This is a genomic window from Asaia krungthepensis NRIC 0535 (assembly GCF_025995175.1).
GTDB classification, from domain to species: Bacteria; Pseudomonadota; Alphaproteobacteria; order Acetobacterales; family Acetobacteraceae; genus Asaia; species Asaia krungthepensis.
On record NZ_BAPV01000004.1, the window covers coordinates 114,153 to 130,350 of the forward strand.

A 16,198-nucleotide genomic window follows, 5' to 3' on the forward strand; every position below is an offset into this window, starting at 1 on the left:
TCGAGCCCAACGCCACTAAAAAAGGAGAGAATGGCAGACGCAACTCATCAGAGGCCCTCCGAAAGAGCCTTCCTTCTTTTCTCCGCGCGTATGAAAAAACGTCTTCTGAGATCATCGAGCAGCCAGCTGCCTGCGCGCCCCGGGGCACGATCGCGCATGGTCGCAGCGAAGATACGTTTTGGGGCCGGGGCATCCGGGTCATCATCGACAATCTCAAGCCTCACCAGCCTGCCATCGCGCAGCGAATCCTCGACGAGATAATCGGGCATACGGCACCAGCCGAGCCCGCCCAGAAGAAAATCGAAGCGCCGACCCAGTTCGACAAAGCGCCAGCATCTTGGGCTCAGAACCCCGTATTGGGGGCCGCCGGGTGAGGACGAATCAGACAGAACGAGTTGAACATGCTCGGCCAGATCAGCCCGTGTCACCGCCCGGTTCAAACGGGCCAGCTCATGATCGGCAGACACGACGGGCACCAGCACAACGTCGCAGATCGGCACGGCAATGAGATCATCGGGTAGGCCGAAAAGCAGCACACAGAGCGCCAGCGAGGCATCGCCCTGACGCAGACGCCGCTCGGCGCCCCCCCAGCCCCTCGGTCGAGAAGCTGACGGGCAGATGGGGAAACTGCTCTTCGAGGGCGCGCAGGCTCTTGATGAAGGCCCCGGTCGGCACGAGGGGGTCGATGGCAACAGCGAGTTCCGGCTCTACCCCGTCCCTGATCGCTGCGGCGAGCGCCCCGAACTGGGCAGCACCGGACAGGACACGACGTGCCTGCGCTACCAGAACCCGCCCCATTTCGGTCAGAATGGGACGATGGCCCGACCGGTCGAACACGACAACACCCTGCGTCGTTTCAAGCGTGGCGACGGCCTGGCTGATGGCGGATTGTGCCCGGTTGAGCCTCCGACCGGCAGCCGAGAAACTCCCCGTCGCGTTGATCGTGACCAGCACGCGCAGCTGATCGAGGGAAAGCGTTCCCAGCATCCATCACCCCACACGATAGAGTCCATCGGTTTTTTATCACTGATAGTGAGAGAACAGACAGGATAGGCTTGCTCTCATGCAACCCAGCTTCTTCATCAATCACGGCGGTGGTCCGTGCTTCTTTCTCGAACCCGGACCCATGCGCCGTGCCTGGGCTCCTCTGGAAGCCTATCTCGCTGGCTTCGCCGCAAGACTGCCGAAGCAGCCGGATGCGCTACTGGTCATCTCCGGCCATTGGGAAGACAGGGTGCCGCGCATTCATTTCGGCGGGTCGCCATCGCTGCTCTACGATTATGGCGGGTTTCCGCCTCACACCTATGCGCTGGAATGGTCCGCGCCGGGGAGCCCCGCCCTCGCCGCTCGTATCGCAACCCTGCTCGACGATGCCGGTATCGAAACCGCACGCGAAACGACACGCGGCTGGGATCATGGCGTGTTCATACCGCTCAAGATCGCCTTCCCCAAGGCAGAGATCCCCGTGGTTCAGCTCTCGCTACAGCAGAATCTCGACCCAGAGGCGCATCTCGCTCTTGGCCGCGCATTGGCGCCGCTGCGGGCCGAAAATGTGCTGATCATCGGCAGTGGCCAGTCCTATCACAATATTGGCGGTTTTTTCTCAGGCACAACCTCCGATCCGGCTGCGGAATCTTTCGATCGGTGGTTGCGGACAACGATGAACAACCCGGCCACGCGCGAGCAGGCATTACGAGACTGGCGCCACGCTCCCGGTGCCCGCGCCGCCCATCCACGCGAAGAGCATCTTCTGCCCCTGATGGTTGCTGCTGGCGCCGCAACAGGAGAAGCAGCCCATCTGGATTTCGCCGATACGGTGCTCGGCAAACCGCTTTCGGGCTACCGCTTTGGATAAAACCAGCCTTCCATGACTGCTCTGGCGCCCTCACCTTGTGCGGGGTGGGCCATATCGCGCTGAGGCATCGACAACAATGCGGTCTGGTTTTTACCGGGCGTCATTGTCGCTTATGATGACCAGGAGACGAATAGCGCCATCCGAAAGACGGGCAATGACGCTCCTCATCGTTTCGATTTGCTCCTAGACGCATTGGAAACGGTCATGGCGAGATTTGCACTTATAATCCTGGCGTTCGTCCTGATCGCTCTTGTCGCCGATATAGGCGTCATCTTTATCAACGGATTCAGCATGCCCTCTGACGAGGCATCCGTAGCAGTCATTCTTGGCAATGAGGTTTATGCCGATGGCACCCCCTCTCCCCGCCTCCAAGCGCGACTGGATCAAGGGGAGCTTCTTTATCAGACAGGGAAGGTCAAACGGATCATCGTCAGTGGGGGCGTTGAGGAGAATGGTCTGAGCGAAGCTCAGGTCATGGCTCGCTATCTGTCGGCGCATGGCGTTCCATCGGATGTGATTGCCATGGACGATACGGGACGCAACACGCATCTGTCCGCCGTAGCGCTATCGAAAATGCTCAGCCGAGAGACTCCCATCATCGTGGTGAGCCAATGGTTCCACATAGCGCGAACCGAGTTGGCGATGCGTCAATGTCACTTCACCAGGATATCCGGCGCAGCACCGCATTATATCGATGCCAGAGATATCTATTCTCTTTTGCGGGAAACACTCGCCCTACCCTATTACGCAGTCACCCATAAGGGCTGTTGACGCCTTGAATTGAGCTATGACGACATTGTCTCGATGGTTTGAGGCAGGCGTAAAATCACGAGCGATCGCGGTGGATGCTGGACGGCTACTCGGTTCCCTCGCTGAGCGACCGCATAGTGCACTATCGGTCAGCACAGGGTATCGAGAAATCGAATTTTTCGAACGTTTCCACCAAATCAATCAGTTGGATTGATTTAAAACACTGCCGGATACTCGGCCTTACAGAAAGCAGTGAGGCAGATCATGACAGAGATCCACGATATCGCGATCATTGGCGGGGGCGCGAGTGCAACTCTCTTGGCGTGGAATTTGCGCCACCGGCACGGCCTGGGCTGCGTCGTGATCGATCCTACCGACCAGCCAGCCCTCGGTCTGGCCTATGGCACACGCAGCGTCGAGAATTTGCTGAACGTCCCTGCCAGCGGCATGAGCGCGCTCGCGGATGAGCCGGGCCATTTTCTTGACTGGCTGAGACGGAAGATCGACCTGCAGATCGACTCACAGGCTTTCATTCCACGGGCCATCTACGGGCTCTATCTGCAGGATCTGTTTCGTCAGGCGCGGCCGCTTCATCTGCGCGCACGGGTCACGAGGCTGTCCGGTGACGCCGACATCACGACATTGCATCTCGATGCCGGGACTTCCGGCGCAGGGTATTGTCTGCGCGCGCGCCATGTCGTTCTGGCGCTTGGGCATTTTGCGCCCCCTCTCCTGCCCGGCATCCCGACAGAGCTGGCGGGCGGCGGGCGCTATCATCATCAGGTCTGGGCGCAGAACGCACTCGAGGCAATCGCACCGGAAGACCCGGTGCTGCTGATCGGAAGCGGACTGACCGCCATCGACCAGATCATGCAGCTTCGGGCGGCAGGGCATAGCGGCAAGATAACGGTCATTTCGCGCCATGCCCGTTTTCCGCAGCGCCACGCCCCGGCGCCGGTTCTTTCAGCGCCTGTGATCGAACCCGGCCAGTGTGCGCCCTGCTGCACCGCCTATCTGCATCGCCTCAATACCGCATTGAAACAGGGCATTCCGTGGCGCGCCTGTATCGACAGCCTGCGCCCGGTTACCAATGATCTCTGGGCCGCCCTGCGGCCTGACGAGCGGGCACGTTTTCGGCGCCATCTGCAAAGGCGCTGGGATGTCGTGCGCCATCGCATGGCCCCCCGCATCGCCGAAGCGCTCGATGTCGAGCTGAAAAGCGGCGCCGTTTCGCTGAGCGCAGGGCACCTGCAGAAAATCACGACCGTCGCAGGCGGGTTATGCGTGACACTGCGCTGTAACGGGCAGCTCGAACGCGTCACTGTCGCCCATGTGCTCAACTGCACCGGACCGAATCTGCGTTATGACAGGGTAGACTCGCCGCTCCTGCGCGACCTGCTTGACAGAAAGCTCGCCCGCTGCGGTCAGGGTGGGATTGGACTGGACACAACGCGCGACGGGAAGGTTATCGCGGCCGATGGCACGGCGCGGCTGCCGCTTCATACGCTGGGGCCTGCGCGACAGGGCACGTTGTTCGAATCCATCGCCATTCCCGAAATACGTGGTCAGGCCTATGATCTTGCCCTGACACTCGACGGGCTTCTGAGCGGAGCCTCACCTCAGGATCTGTGCGCATGATAAGCCGATATACCGATCACGCCGCCAATGAGCGCACATTTCTTGCCTGGGTCCGCACGGCGCTTGCCATGGTGGCCATTGGCTGCATGCTGGCAAAATTCACCATCTTCCTTCGGCTGATCAGTTCCGAGCATCCCGATGCCATGCCGGCCATGTCGGGATCCTCGGCCTGGGTCGGCGTGCTGACGATTTGCGCCGGACTCATGCTTCTGCCCGCAAGCTGGTGGCGCTTTCGCAAGGTGAAGGCCGCTCTCTCTGCCGATGAGCCAAGAGAAATCGCCCTCAACGGGCTGGAAGGGCTGTTCTGCCTGCTCCTCTCCCTGCTGGTCGGCGCCATTCTGCTCTCGCTTCTGGGGGTTCTGCCCTCGTGACACTTGAGCAGCTGCGCATCTTCATCGCCGTCGCCGAACGACAGCACATGACGCGCGCGGCCGAAGCGCTCGCCCTGACTCAATCGGCCGTGAGCCATGCCATCATGACGCTGGAAAACAGCTTCGGGCTGCAGCTCTTCGACCGGGTCGGTCGGCGCATTCTGCTGACAGATGCCGGCAAAATCTTTCTGCACGAGGCCCGCGCCGTACAGGCAAGGGCCGGCGCCGCCCGCGCCTGTCTGGAAGATCTGGGCGGGCTGCGTACGGGCAGGCTGCATGTCTGGGCCAGTCAGACATTGGCAAGCTACTGGCTGCCCGCGCGCCTCAACCGTTTTGCGGCACTCTATCCCGATGTGACGCTGGGCATGACCATCAGCAATACGGAAGAGATCTGCGCTCAGATCAGCGCTGGCACCATAAGCTTCGGCCTGATCGAGGGCGCCCCCATCGGCCCGTCTGTCAGAACCGAAACCCTGGCACGCGATCAGCTGCTGCTTGTGGTGAGCCCCGAGCACCCCTGGGCAGAATCCCCACCTAGGATATCGGCACTCGACCAGACGCCCTGGGTGCTGCGTGAGAGAGGCTCAGGCACGAGGGCGAGCTTTGAAAAGGCCCTTCAGAACTGGGGCCTTGCCACAGACCGGCTCGATATCGTCATGGAGCTGCCCTCCAACGAGGCCATCGCCACCATGGTGAGCACTGGTCGCGCCGCCACGGTGCTTTCGGCGAGCGTGGTTTCAGGACTGATTGAGAACGGTTTGCTCTGCCCCGTATCGATGCCGTTTCCGGATCGGCATTTTGCCCTCGCCTGCGGCGCGCGCGCCCTGTCTCCGGCAGAGCAGGCCTTCTGCACGCTTCTGCGTGGTGAGGCATCGCGCACTTCCTGAAACGCTCAGGCCAGCCAGACGAGACGAACGCGACGATGAGGCTGGGCAAGCACTACGGCATTCTGCCCGAAAAGGCGCGCCAGAATACGCGCCTTGGGGAGTGGACAGGCCACCGCGAAAAACGGCTCAGACCACGCGCGCCAGCTCCCTTCACCGCACCATGAGGGGGTTCGACCCAGTCGCGCCTGCAATTGTCGCATGAGACGGGCGTTGACCCCATCAGGCAGACGCTGCCCGCTGGGGTTGCAGGCGCCGACAAGAACAAGGCTTCTGACGTCATACGGCCAGTCTGATGGCCGCTGCCGGATATGAAGCACAACTGGGCCGATGGCATAGCGGGTGCGACGATAGGCCGCTCTGGCAGCCGGGGTTGGCGGCCTGACGCGGCTCACTCCGCTACCGGATCAGTGATCGTCACGTGCTGCTGGCAGATCACGATCATTGCGATGCACCCAGGAGGAAAGCAGCAGACCAAAACCGAACATCATGGTCAGCATGGCCGACCCGCCATAGGAAATAAGCGGCAGCGGCACGCCGCCGACAGGGATCACTCCCATGACCATGGAAAGATTGACCGCACAATAGAGGAAGAAATCAACCGAAATGCCAAGGGCGAGAAGCCGCCCGAACTGGTTGCGGCTGCGCATGGACATGAGCATACCGCCCACAACCAGCAATGCCAGGAGTCCTATGACGGATACCGCGCCTGCATATCCCCATTCCTCACCGATCATGGTGAAAATGAAGTCGGTCTGTTTTTCCGGCAGGAAATTAAGCTGGCCCTGCGTTCCACGCAGATAGCCCTCACCCCACATCCCGCCCGAGCCAAGGGCGATCTTGGACTGAATGATATTATACCCCGCCCCCAATGGGTCATGCTCGGGATGCAGAAAAGTGTCGATGCGCGCTTTCTGGTAGTCATGCAGATGGGCGTAGATGAACTTACCCAGAAACGGTACGGGGGCGACGAGCAGGGCGATCTGCCACAGACGCATACCGGCAGCGAAGAACATCGTCGCGCCGATCAGACCGATAATGACCGCCGTGCCCAGATTGGGTTCTTTCAGCACAAGCCCGACGGGAAGGAGCGTCAGCAATGCTGGAGGTATCAGGCGCAGCGGATTGCCCATGCGCTTGTGGTCGATACGATGAAACCAGCTTGCCAGCGCCAGAACCAGCGCGATCTTGGCAAACTCGGAAGGCTGGAACTGCAGCCCTGCCAGATTGATCCAGCGCTCGGCTCCCTTGCCCACATGGCCCATGCGAAGCACGAGCGTCAGCAATGTCACCGCACCGAGATAGATGGGTATCGAGAGGAGACGCAGCACGCGCGGGCTTGTCAGCGCCACCACAATCATCATGACCAGACCGAAGCCGAAACGTACGATCTGCGGCCGGGCGAAAGGCTTGGCGGTGCCGCCTCCTGCGGAGTAGAGCGCCAGATAGCCGACCCCGGCCAGAGCGCAGATGAGCAGCACATAAAGCCAGTTGATCTGAAGCAGCTTGCCCAGAAGCCGGAAACTCGGCTCTGGACGCCACAGGCGTTTCTGCCAGTTCATTACTCTGCGTCCGCGACGGCCTGACCGGGGGCGTGATCGTGATTGACCGGATCGCGCTGGAGCGTATCGGTCATGATATCGCGTGCCAGAGGGGCAGCGGCATCGGCGCCACCATTTCCGTGCTCGATCACGACCGCAATGGCATAACGCGGGGCGTCATACGGTGCGAAACAGATGAAAAGCGCATGAGGGCGTTCCTCCCAGGGGAGGTTCATCGAATTAAAATGCCCGCTCTCACGCAGCGCCCGCGACACACGCCTGACCTGAGCCGAGCCGGTCTTTCCCGCCATTGCCACATCCGGGATGTTCAGTTTGGCTTTGGGCGCCGTTCCGCGAGGGGCGTTGACGACATCGAACATGCCCTGACGGATGACCGAAAGATGCGCGTCGGGAATATCGAGCACGGGAGCGGCATCGAGCGGCGTATGCTCTGAGTCGCGCTCATTGATCTTGCGCACCAGATGCGGCGTGACGTTACGTCCGGACGCGATGCGCGAGACATAGGTGGCAAGTTCGAGCGGCGTGACCTGCACGAAACCCTGACCGATACCGGCATTGACGGTGTCACCGCCATTCCAGTGGAAGCCATGTTTCTGGCGCCATTCGGGCGTCGGGATGACCCCTGCCCGCGTATGGGGCAGCTCGATGTCCAGCTTGGTGCCCAGCCCAAAGCCATTGGCCATGGCCTTGATCGGTTCCATGCCGATCTTGCGTGCCGCCAGATAGAAATAGACGTCGCAGCTATACATCAGCGCCTGCTGCATGGTGATGCTGCCATGCCCCCAGCGCGACCAGCAATGGAAACGGACTCCGCCCATATCGTAATAGCCTGGGCAGGTAAAACGGTCCTGCGGGCTGACCAGACCGGATTGCAGCGCAGCCAGTGCCACGGCGGGCTTGAAGGTTGAGCCCGGCGGATAGACACCGGCCACAGTCTTGTTGATCAGCGGCGTGCGGACGTTATTCGTCCATTCGATCCACTGGGCATGGCTCACGCCGGAGTCGAACAGGGAGGGGTCGAAGGACGGTGTGCTGACCATGGCCAGCACCTCTCCATTGCGGCAATCCATCACCACAACACTGGCAGCCTGATCGCCGATGCGGTTGAGCACCATCTGCTGCAACCCGGCATCGATGGTCAGAACGACCTCGTCACCCTGCTGACCGTCGACGCGATCCATCTCGCCCATGACGCGGCCCTTGGAGTTGACCTCCATTTCGACAGAGCCCGGCGCGCCGCGTAACAGATCATCCTGCGTCTGCTCGATACCGGCCCGACCGGCGCGCATGCCCGGCAGGGCCATCATCGGGCTGGAGGCCACGTCGCGTTCATTGGGAGGCGCGACATAACCGACGATATGAGCCAGTTGCGGCCCATAGGGATAAAGGCGGGTCGTACCGACATCGATCAGCACGCCAGGCAGGCTCGGCGCGTTAAGCTCGATACGCGCCATGTCATCCCAGCTCAGGAAGTCCTTAAGGGCTACGGGCACATATTTGCGAATATGACGCAAATCGCGCTCGATCCTTGCCTGATCGCGATCGTCCAGCGCGATGATCTGGCCGAAACGCGCGATTGTCGCGTGGATATCGGTCGTTTCCTCGGGCATGAGGAGCGCGCGCCAATTGACCTTGTTGCCCGCGAGCTGGATGCCGAAGCGATCGACGATCTGCCCGCGCGCCGGAGCGAGAAGACGCTTGCTTGTACGGTTGCGCGCGGCGAGATCGCGCAGGTGATCGCCCTCATGCACCTGCAGATCGTAGAGCTTCTTGCCCAGAACGCCGAGCACACCCGCCTGGGTGGCGAGCACGAGGAGCGCGCGGCGCGTGAAGACACCGCGCGAGGGTGTTACCTCCTCACGCTTGCTGCGGGACCGGGATGACTGCGGGCGCTTTGACTTCATCGCGTGGCAACATATCCGCGATAAAGAACGGGCATGGTTACGCGTTCGCCTGTCGGGCGTCCGGTCGGAAACGCTACGCTGCGACGGAACATCATGCTCAAAACCGGGCCTTCAGGCTTGTTCAGGGTCTGCCACCGTGCGACGCGCCCAGGCAAAAAGGGCGCTCAAAGTCGGATAGATACCAATTGTCACCGCAGCCTGAAAGAGACTCGGCCCCGGTGACAGGAACGTCAACGTCCCGATACACGCGATGATCCATCCAAACAACGACAAAACAAGAGCCAGCCCGCCCAGCAAGGCCCAGGCAAAGAGAAAGCTGATCCGGCTGAGACCGTAGCGCCACAGATGCGCCACCCCGTGAAAGACGAGCAGGGAAAACAGAAATACGCCTGGCGGCCCGAAACTGAGCATTTCGCAAACGAGACCGACGCAGAAGGTCATGAAAGGAGTCATGGACTGGGGGCGATGGGCCGACCAGAAAAATACCGTCGAGGCGGCAATACCGAACGCCAGTTCGCTCTGTCCCGGAATTCCGAGCCCGGCGGACAACACGAACGCACTGATCACAATGAACAGTGACGGCAGCAGCGCACGCATCAGCTGGTCAAGGCGACGGCGTAATGTCGGCCGGGGGGCGATGCCGGGATGGATATCGGGGGCGTGACGATGGGTGACCATGCCTAGCCCTGCCCCCTGATTGGCTTCTGGAACGGCACGAAAGGCAGTTCCGGCGCAACGGGCATGGGGGGCATGAGCCTGACCCGACCAGGCGCATCGGGGCCGGCGTGATCGGCGCTCATATAGTTGAAAACGCGAACGATATCAGGATGGTCGAGCGAGGCTTCGGGCACCACCACCGGGCTGCCGGGGCGTACGTAATGCACGGTGCCCACCACAAGCCCACCGGGCATGCCGGCAAAGGCGCCATGCTCACGTCCGTCCGGTGCGGGCTGCTCGCCCGTCACCACGCGTTCACCCTCTACCGGACGGTTATCCTGCGCATAATAGATCAGTCTCGGATAAGGCGAGCCATCGCCGGCCATGATCGCATTTCCGCGCGAGGCGGTCAGCATGACCGGGATCCGGCTGGCATCGTCATTGATCATGAGAATGCGCACGGTGCGATTGCCGGTTTCAGTGACGCGGCCGAGCAGCCCTGCCGCGTCGAGCGCCACATCCCCCGGCACGATATCATGGTCCTCTCCCACGGCGAGAAGGATAGACCGCCAATACAGCCCTCCGGCATCGCGCAGCGCGTGGCCACTCACGTAGTTCGGGGCGTTGTCAGGGATCCAGTGAAGACTGGCCTTGAGCTGGGCATTCTCATTGGCCAGGGCAACGGCTACGTCATACCAGCGGCGCAGCTTCTGGTTCTCTGCGCGCAGCCGGGCGTTCTCGCCCGCGATGTCGGTCAGACCCACAACCGACTGCTTCCATTGCGAAAAGACGGTTTCAGGCGCGGCCATGAGGCGATAGGCGGGAGAAAGCCCATCGGCCAGAGCCAGACGAGCGGAATCGACAACAGGCCGACGTGTCAGGCCGAGCATGATCAGCCCGATCGCCAGCACGAAAAAAAACGGCAGCATCAGCTTCGCGAGTGCGTGTCGCCCCTGAATCGACAGCATCGACGGGATGCTCCCTGGCTATCAGTACATCGAGATCAGGACATTCCGCAGGCGACGCATCTCTTCCAGCGCGCGCCCCGTGCCCAGCGCCACGCAGGACAAAGGCGACTCCCCAACCGTCACCGGCAGGCCCGTTGCATTGCGCAGCACATCGTCCAGACGATAGAGCAGCGCGCCCCCACCGGTCAGCACAATTCCCTTATCCACGATATCTGCAGCGAGTTCGGGCGGCGTATTTTCGAGCGCCGTGGTCACGGCATCGACAATCTGCATCACCGGCTCGGCAAGGCTTTCCGCCACCTGGGCCTGGCTCACCAGCACTTCGCGCGGCACGCCATTGATCAGGTCGCGTCCCTTGACTTCCTTGACCGGGCCAGGATCACGCGGGTCGTCAGGCAGACATGCCGAGCCGATATCGATCTTGAGGCGCTCTGCCGAACTCTCACCGATCAGCAGATTGAAGGTCTTGCGAATGTAGGAGATGATCGCATCATCCATCTTGTCGCCACCCACGCGCACCGAGCGCGCATAGACGATACCGCCAAGAGAGATGACAGCAACCTCGGTCGTTCCGCCACCAATATCCACGATCATGCTGCCGGAGGGCTCGGTCACGGGCAGGCCAGCCCCGATTGCGGCCGCCATGGGCTCCTCAATCAGCATGACCTTGCGTGCGCCTGCGCTTTCCGCGCTCTCCTGGATTGCGCGACGCTCGACGGCTGTCGAACCCGAGGGAACGCAAACGATGATCTGCGGGCTGGCAAAAGCGCGGCGATTATGGACCTTGCGGATGAAATGCTTGATCATTTCCTCCGCAACTTCGAAATCGGCAATCACGCCGTCACGCAGCGGGCGAATAGCTGTGATGTTGCCCGGGGTACGCCCGACCATCAGCTTGGCCTCTTCACCGACAGCGAGGACCTGCTTCTTCCCTCGCACCTCGGCTATGGCAACAACGGATGGCTCGTCGAGCACAATGCCGCGTCCCTTGACATAAACGAGCGTGTTGGCGGTGCCGAGGTCGATAGCCATGTCTGCCGACATGAGACCCAGCAGACGTGAGAACATTCAAGCCTCCTGGCCGAAAGATTTGCGCGCGCGGGTCGCGCCCTGGCTTCTTGTGACCGGCCCCCTCGCTGGCGAGGGAGGAAAGCCCGGAGGCAGAAAAGTCATGACGCGAGATATTCTGGCGCAGGGCTTACCGGGGCCAAGAGTGGGGAGCAAGACCCCTCGCGGGAAAATTGCAGTTTAATGACCACAATCCCGTTCCCATGCCCTCTGACACCCCAACAGTTACCTTGCGTTACAAACCATCCCTGATCCGCCATTTTCGCGCCATGCTTAAAACGTGCCGCCGACGCCTTGTTGTGAGCAACCTGTTCACGACTGAGTGGCCCGTGAAACCGGGTGAAAACCACTCCGTTCTGACGGTGTTGATTGAATGAACTAGGATACCAAGACAATGACCAAGCGTGTTTCTTCTCTCCGCCCGAGCAAGCTTCTGGCCCTTTCGGCCTGCGCGGGAATGCTCGGCCTGAGCGCGTGCGGCAACCCCTACGATCCAGGCGCGCGTGCTGGCTCGGGCGCCCTGATTGGCGCTGGCGGTGGTGCAGCGATTGGCGCTCTTGCCGGCGGCGGACGTGGCGCAGCCATCGGCGCCCTTGCAGGCGGCGCCCTCGGTGCGGCTGGCGGTGCAGCAACCACGCCAAACCGTCCGCGTTCCGGCTACTGATCTGATTTGACTGAGAGAGACCCATGACTGCGTCTGCACTGACTCCGAACAGCTTCCCGAGACGGGTCGCCGCAACAATGGGAGTTGCCGGTTTGTGCGCGCTGCTCAGCGGATGCGGCAGCCCTTATGACCCCGGTGCGCGCGCCGGGTCGGGTGCCTTGATCGGCGGCGGGGCTGGTGCAGCCATTGGGGCTCTTGCCGGAGGCGGTCGCGGGGCCGCTATCGGCGCCCTGGCCGGCGGCCTTGTCGGTGCTGCCGGTGGCGCTGCCACCACGCCGAACCGGCCGGGCGGTACATACAGTCAGGGCGGGTACTATAATCAGGGGGGCTATTATAATCAGGCACCCCAGCAGGCCTATCCGCAGCAATATGCCCAGCCCGGCCAAAACGGCTATGCCGCACCTGCCTATCCGGCACAGCCCCAGGCAGCCTACCCGCAAGGTTATCCGCAAAACGGATATCCCGCAGCGCAGGGCTACCCAGCCTATAACCAAGGCTATGGCAGCGGGTACTGACGGCGTATCTTCCGGTAAACTGCACGAGATTCCGAAGTGTTGATCAGATACTCCCGATCCCTGTGAACAGGGATCGGGAGTATATCTGCAATAAGCTCCGGCGGAAGGTTGAGGGGCCTTCGGTGGCCTTCCAATGCCAATCGAAGTCCCCTTGGGCTTATTCCTGCGCTCCTAGCCGGGATAAGGCGCGATACACGAGCGGGTACTCCCTATCGAGGGTCCTGCACCTCATAGGCCGCGCTTCCTCCGATTTCGGACATTTACAAAAAAAAGCGCCGATCAGCATGAGCAGTCGGCGCCTTCAGCATGGGCGGATTATCGGACGGTCTGAATGGGAAACGCGGGTCGGCCGCGCGTCCCACACCGCCTCCCGATCAGGCTGTGAGCGCCTCAGGCTCGCTGCGGGTACGCTTGATCAGCAGCTTGTTCAATGCATGAACATAGGCGCGCACGGCTGAAACGACGGTATCGGCATCTGCGCCCTGCCCATCCACCATCTTGCCGCTTTCCTGCAAACGCACCGTGGTCTTTGCCTGCGCATCCGTACCCTCGGTTACGGCACCGACCGAGAACAACTCGAGCGCAGCTTCGTGCGGGAAGATTTCCCCAATCGCCTTGAATGCTGCGTCAACCGGGCCATTGCCTGTCACCTTTGCACTGCGTACAGCGCCGTCGACCAGCAATTCGAGCTCGGCCTCGGCGGGACGGCGCGAGCCTGCATGAATGTCGAGCGAGACGAAGCGGATACGGTCGTGATCGCGGGTTTCGTCATCGACAAGCGCACGGATATCGTCGTCGAACACGGTCTTCTTCTGGTCGGCGAGAACCTTGAAGCGCTCGAACGCATCCTGGATTTTCTCATCGGCCAGCTCGTAGCCCAGGGTCTTGAGCTTGTCGCGAAAGGCAGCGCGTCCCGAATGCTTGCCCAGAACCAACGAGGTCTTGCTCCAGCCTACGCTCTCCGGGGTCATGATCTCATAGGTGGCGGCGTTTTTCAGCATACCGTCCTGATGGATACCGCTCTCATGCGCGAAGGCATTGCGCCCTACGATGGCCTTGTTGGGCTGCACATCAAAACCGGTGATATTGGCCAGCAGGCGCGAGATCCCCAGCAGTCGCGGCGTCTCGATGCGGTTCTGGAACGGGATCTTGTCGCGGCGCGTGCGGATGGCCATCACGATTTCCTCGAGCGCCGCATTGCCCGCGCGCTCACCGATGCCGTTAATGGTGCATTCGATCTGACGCGCGCCGCCAGCAACTGCCGCCAGTGTATTGGCCACGGCCAGTCCCAGATCGTTATGATTATGCGTTGAGAAAATCACCTTCTCCGCGCCCGGCACGCGCTCGCGCAGCATGGTGAAGATGGCCTGCAATTCTTCCGGCGTGGTGAAGCCCACCGTGTCGGGGATATTGATCGTGGTCGCACCATGGCGAATGGCCGTCTCGACGCAGCGGCACAGGAAATCGGGCTCGGTGCGCGACCCATCCTCGGCCGACCACTGCACGTCATCAGTGAAATGCCGTGATGCCGTGTTGCCCTGGGCAATCAGCTCCAGCACCGTCTCCGGCTCCATGCGCAGCTTGTACTTCATATGAAGCGGCGACGTGGAGATGAAGTTGTGAATACGACGGCGCGGCGCCTTGGCGATCGCCTCCCCCGCAGCCTCGATATCGCGCTTGCCGCCGCTTCGGGCCAGGCCGCACACGACCGACTCACGCACGGTTTCGGCAATTTTCTGCACGCTTTCAAAATCGCCGGGAGAGGCCACGGGAAAACCGGCCTCGATCACGTCGACACCCAATTCCTCCAGCGCCTTTGCCATGCGGATCTTCTCTTCGAGATTCATCGAAAAGCCGGGTGATTGCTCACCGTCGCGCAGGGTGGTGTCGAAGATGATGACGCGGTCGTGAGCAACCGTGCCGAAGGAAGGATGGGAGATGGTCATGGCAGTCTCTTTTCGTGGCTTTGGACAACAAGATCGTGAACCCCCTGAACGCGCCGGAAGACCCGGCGGCGAAATGCGCTCAGGGGCAGATAAGTCGAAGCGTACGAAGGAGGAGGCCCGGGCACAGGTCAGCGCGTGCGTCGGCACGGGATCCTATGCTTGAGAAGGGCGTCGGAATGTCCATGACGCTCTTCCTACTGCAAAAGACGCGGTCTTGCCTAGCGCGAGAGCGACAATTTCTAGCCCGCGCGCGCAATATTCGTTGTTGTGGAAGCAAAATAGCGATCGATCGCTGCGCTCATGGCACTGGCCACCTGCTGCCGATACGCGCCCTGACGCAGAGCCGCTTCGTCATGGCGGTTGGACATGAACCCCATTTCGACGAGCACCGACGGAATATCGGCGGATTTCAGCACAACGAAAGCAGCGTGCCGTGCGGGGTGGCGCAGCAGGCCGATACGCGGCTGGAATGCCGAGACAACACTGGCCGCCATATGAGCGGAGCCGCGCCGGGTCTCCTCGTTCACCAGGCTCGCCAGAATATCCTGCACCTCTGATGACATGCCATGAAAGGCAGGCCCGGCAAAACGATCCGCACTGTTCTCGGTCTGCGCCAGTGAGGCTGTCTGCGCATCGGATGCACCATTGGACAATGTGTAGACGCTGGCACCGCGCACATCGGGATCGTGCAGCGCATCGGCATGCATGGAGATGAAAAGCTGGGCCTTGTGCCGATGCGCCAGATCGACACGCCCCTCCAGCGGAATGAAATGATCGTCCGCGCGCGTCATCACCACCTCATAGCGGCCTGCCAGCTTGATCTGACGATACAGTTCCTTGGCCGCCGCCGCAGCGATGTGCTTCTCATAGGTGCCGCTCACACCGATCGCGCCAGGGTCCTTCCCGCCATGGCCAGGGTCGAGCATGATGACGGGACGTGGCGGGGCAGCCTCACCGACCACTGCAGGCGCCCTGGTGGGACTATGGGCCAAGGCATTATGCGCTGGCTTGTGCGCGACGCTCTTGTGAACTGCAGTCTTGTGCCCCGAGGCGAGCCCTTCGAATGGCGTCATCAATGCCCCGGCGATGAACGAGCCGCCGAGCAGATGCGCCACCTGACGGCGGGTCGGATCGAAAACGGGCATGAGCAACCTCAAGCAGCAAGAGCAATATCCCACTCTTCTGGCGCAGAAATGCGGTGTCAACATGGCAGGGCCGAGCGTCTTGCACGGATCGCGGTTTTACGTCATCCTGTGGGAGAAGGATCACGAAACGGTCGATCCGGTCGCAAAGACAGAGCCCTGCACAAAAGGGTTTGTTTCCATGCGCCCCTCCCGTTTTCCGCCATGCTTCATGCGCCATCATGGTTTGCAAGAGCCCTCTCTTCCCGCTGGCATAGCCGCAGGACGTTCACCG

General features: G+C 61.4%; 17 protein-coding genes. 7 read left to right on the top strand and 10 right to left on the bottom strand.

All coding sequences use genetic code 11. From position 1 onward, the window contains the following. Positions 1 to 47 precede the first annotated feature (47 nt). Together AA0535_RS03005 and AA0535_RS03010 are read right to left on the bottom strand one after the other, a co-directional pair. Positions 48 to 536, bottom strand: coding sequence for a substrate-binding domain-containing protein (locus tag AA0535_RS03005; protein ID WP_264814425.1), 489 nt, complete (start codon positions 534 to 536; stop codon positions 48 to 50). Next, positions 511 to 987, bottom strand: coding sequence for a LysR family transcriptional regulator (locus AA0535_RS03010; RefSeq protein WP_264814426.1), 477 nt, complete (start codon positions 985 to 987; stop codon positions 511 to 513). The genes AA0535_RS03005 and AA0535_RS03010 overlap by 26 nt, the downstream gene beginning before the upstream one ends. A 76-nt stretch (positions 988 to 1,063) precedes the next feature. On the opposite strand from AA0535_RS03010, the gene AA0535_RS03015 reads away from it, so the two are divergent. The 5 genes from AA0535_RS03015 to AA0535_RS03035 all read left to right on the top strand — a co-directional run bounded on the left by AA0535_RS03015 (position 1,064) and on the right by AA0535_RS03035 (position 5,501). Next, positions 1,064 to 1,855 carry a DODA-type extradiol aromatic ring-opening family dioxygenase gene (locus AA0535_RS03015; protein ID WP_264814427.1) on the top strand — a complete coding sequence of 264 codons (792 nt, stop codon included), beginning with the start codon at positions 1,064 to 1,066 and terminating at the stop codon, positions 1,853 to 1,855. 204 nt (positions 1,856 to 2,059) lie between these two features. Then, entirely contained in the window at positions 2,060 to 2,626 is a 567-nt protein-coding gene (locus tag AA0535_RS03020; protein WP_264814428.1) for a YdcF family protein, read from the top strand. A gap of 243 nt (positions 2,627 to 2,869) precedes the next feature. Next, positions 2,870 to 4,243, top strand: coding sequence for an FAD/NAD(P)-binding protein (locus AA0535_RS03025; protein ID WP_264814429.1), 1,374 nt, complete (start codon positions 2,870 to 2,872; stop codon positions 4,241 to 4,243). Beyond that, positions 4,240 to 4,614, top strand: coding sequence for a YidH family protein (locus AA0535_RS03030; RefSeq protein WP_264814430.1), 375 nt, complete (start codon positions 4,240 to 4,242; stop codon positions 4,612 to 4,614). Before AA0535_RS03025 ends, AA0535_RS03030 begins: the two co-directional genes overlap by 4 nt. Next, on the top strand, positions 4,611 to 5,501 hold the full coding sequence (locus AA0535_RS03035) for a LysR family transcriptional regulator (RefSeq protein ID WP_264814432.1): 891 nt from the start codon (positions 4,611 to 4,613) through the stop codon (positions 5,499 to 5,501). The genes AA0535_RS03030 and AA0535_RS03035 overlap by 4 nt, the downstream gene beginning before the upstream one ends. 5 nt (positions 5,502 to 5,506) lie before the next feature. On the opposite strand, the gene AA0535_RS03040 is transcribed toward AA0535_RS03035, so the two are convergent. From AA0535_RS03040 to AA0535_RS03065, 6 genes are all read right to left on the bottom strand, one after another. Beyond that, positions 5,507 to 5,893, bottom strand: a complete 387-nt coding sequence (locus tag AA0535_RS03040) for a DUF3293 domain-containing protein (protein ID WP_264814433.1) — start codon at positions 5,891 to 5,893, stop codon at positions 5,507 to 5,509. Positions 5,894 to 5,905: 12 nt separating this feature from the next. Next, on the bottom strand, positions 5,906 to 7,060 hold the full coding sequence (gene rodA / locus AA0535_RS03045) for a rod shape-determining protein RodA (RefSeq protein ID WP_264814435.1): 1,155 nt from the start codon (positions 7,058 to 7,060) through the stop codon (positions 5,906 to 5,908). Continuing rightward, positions 7,060 to 8,964 (bottom strand): penicillin-binding protein 2, encoded by a 1,905-nt coding sequence (gene mrdA, locus AA0535_RS03050; protein ID WP_264814437.1) that lies wholly within the window; start codon positions 8,962 to 8,964, stop codon positions 7,060 to 7,062. The genes rodA and mrdA overlap by 1 nt, the downstream gene beginning before the upstream one ends. Positions 8,965 to 9,075: 111 nt before the next feature. Continuing rightward, positions 9,076 to 9,642, bottom strand: a complete 567-nt coding sequence (locus AA0535_RS03055) for a hypothetical protein (protein ID WP_264814438.1) — start codon at positions 9,640 to 9,642, stop codon at positions 9,076 to 9,078. Positions 9,643 to 9,644: 2 nt separating this feature from the next. Further along, a complete protein-coding gene (mreC, locus tag AA0535_RS03060; protein ID WP_264814439.1) occupies positions 9,645 to 10,589 on the bottom strand; it encodes a rod shape-determining protein MreC in 945 nt (314 codons plus the stop codon). Between the two features lie 21 nt (positions 10,590 to 10,610). Continuing rightward, entirely contained in the window at positions 10,611 to 11,657 is a 1,047-nt protein-coding gene (locus AA0535_RS03065) for a rod shape-determining protein (protein ID WP_127100289.1), read from the bottom strand. A 457-nt stretch (positions 11,658 to 12,114) separates the two neighbouring features. Here AA0535_RS03065 and AA0535_RS03070 point away from each other — a divergent pair, with 457 nt between their 5' ends. Together AA0535_RS03070 and AA0535_RS03075 are read left to right on the top strand one after the other, a co-directional pair. Further along, positions 12,115 to 12,321, top strand: coding sequence for a hypothetical protein (locus AA0535_RS03070; protein ID WP_199751599.1), 207 nt, complete (start codon positions 12,115 to 12,117; stop codon positions 12,319 to 12,321). A 23-nt stretch (positions 12,322 to 12,344) separates the two neighbouring features. Next, positions 12,345 to 12,836, top strand: coding sequence for a hypothetical protein (locus AA0535_RS03075; protein ID WP_373319263.1), 492 nt, complete (start codon positions 12,345 to 12,347; stop codon positions 12,834 to 12,836). Between the two features lie 374 nt (positions 12,837 to 13,210). Here AA0535_RS03075 and AA0535_RS03080 read toward each other — a convergent pair whose 3' ends face one another. Continuing rightward, positions 13,211 to 14,782 carry a 2-isopropylmalate synthase gene (locus tag AA0535_RS03080; protein WP_264814441.1) on the bottom strand — a complete coding sequence of 524 codons (1,572 nt, stop codon included), beginning with the start codon at positions 14,780 to 14,782 and terminating at the stop codon, positions 13,211 to 13,213. A 239-nt stretch (positions 14,783 to 15,021) separates the two neighbouring features. Next, on the bottom strand, positions 15,022 to 15,927 hold the full coding sequence (locus AA0535_RS03085; protein ID WP_264814442.1) for an N-acetylmuramoyl-L-alanine amidase family protein: 906 nt from the start codon (positions 15,925 to 15,927) through the stop codon (positions 15,022 to 15,024). Between the last annotated feature and the right edge of the window lie 271 nt (positions 15,928 to 16,198).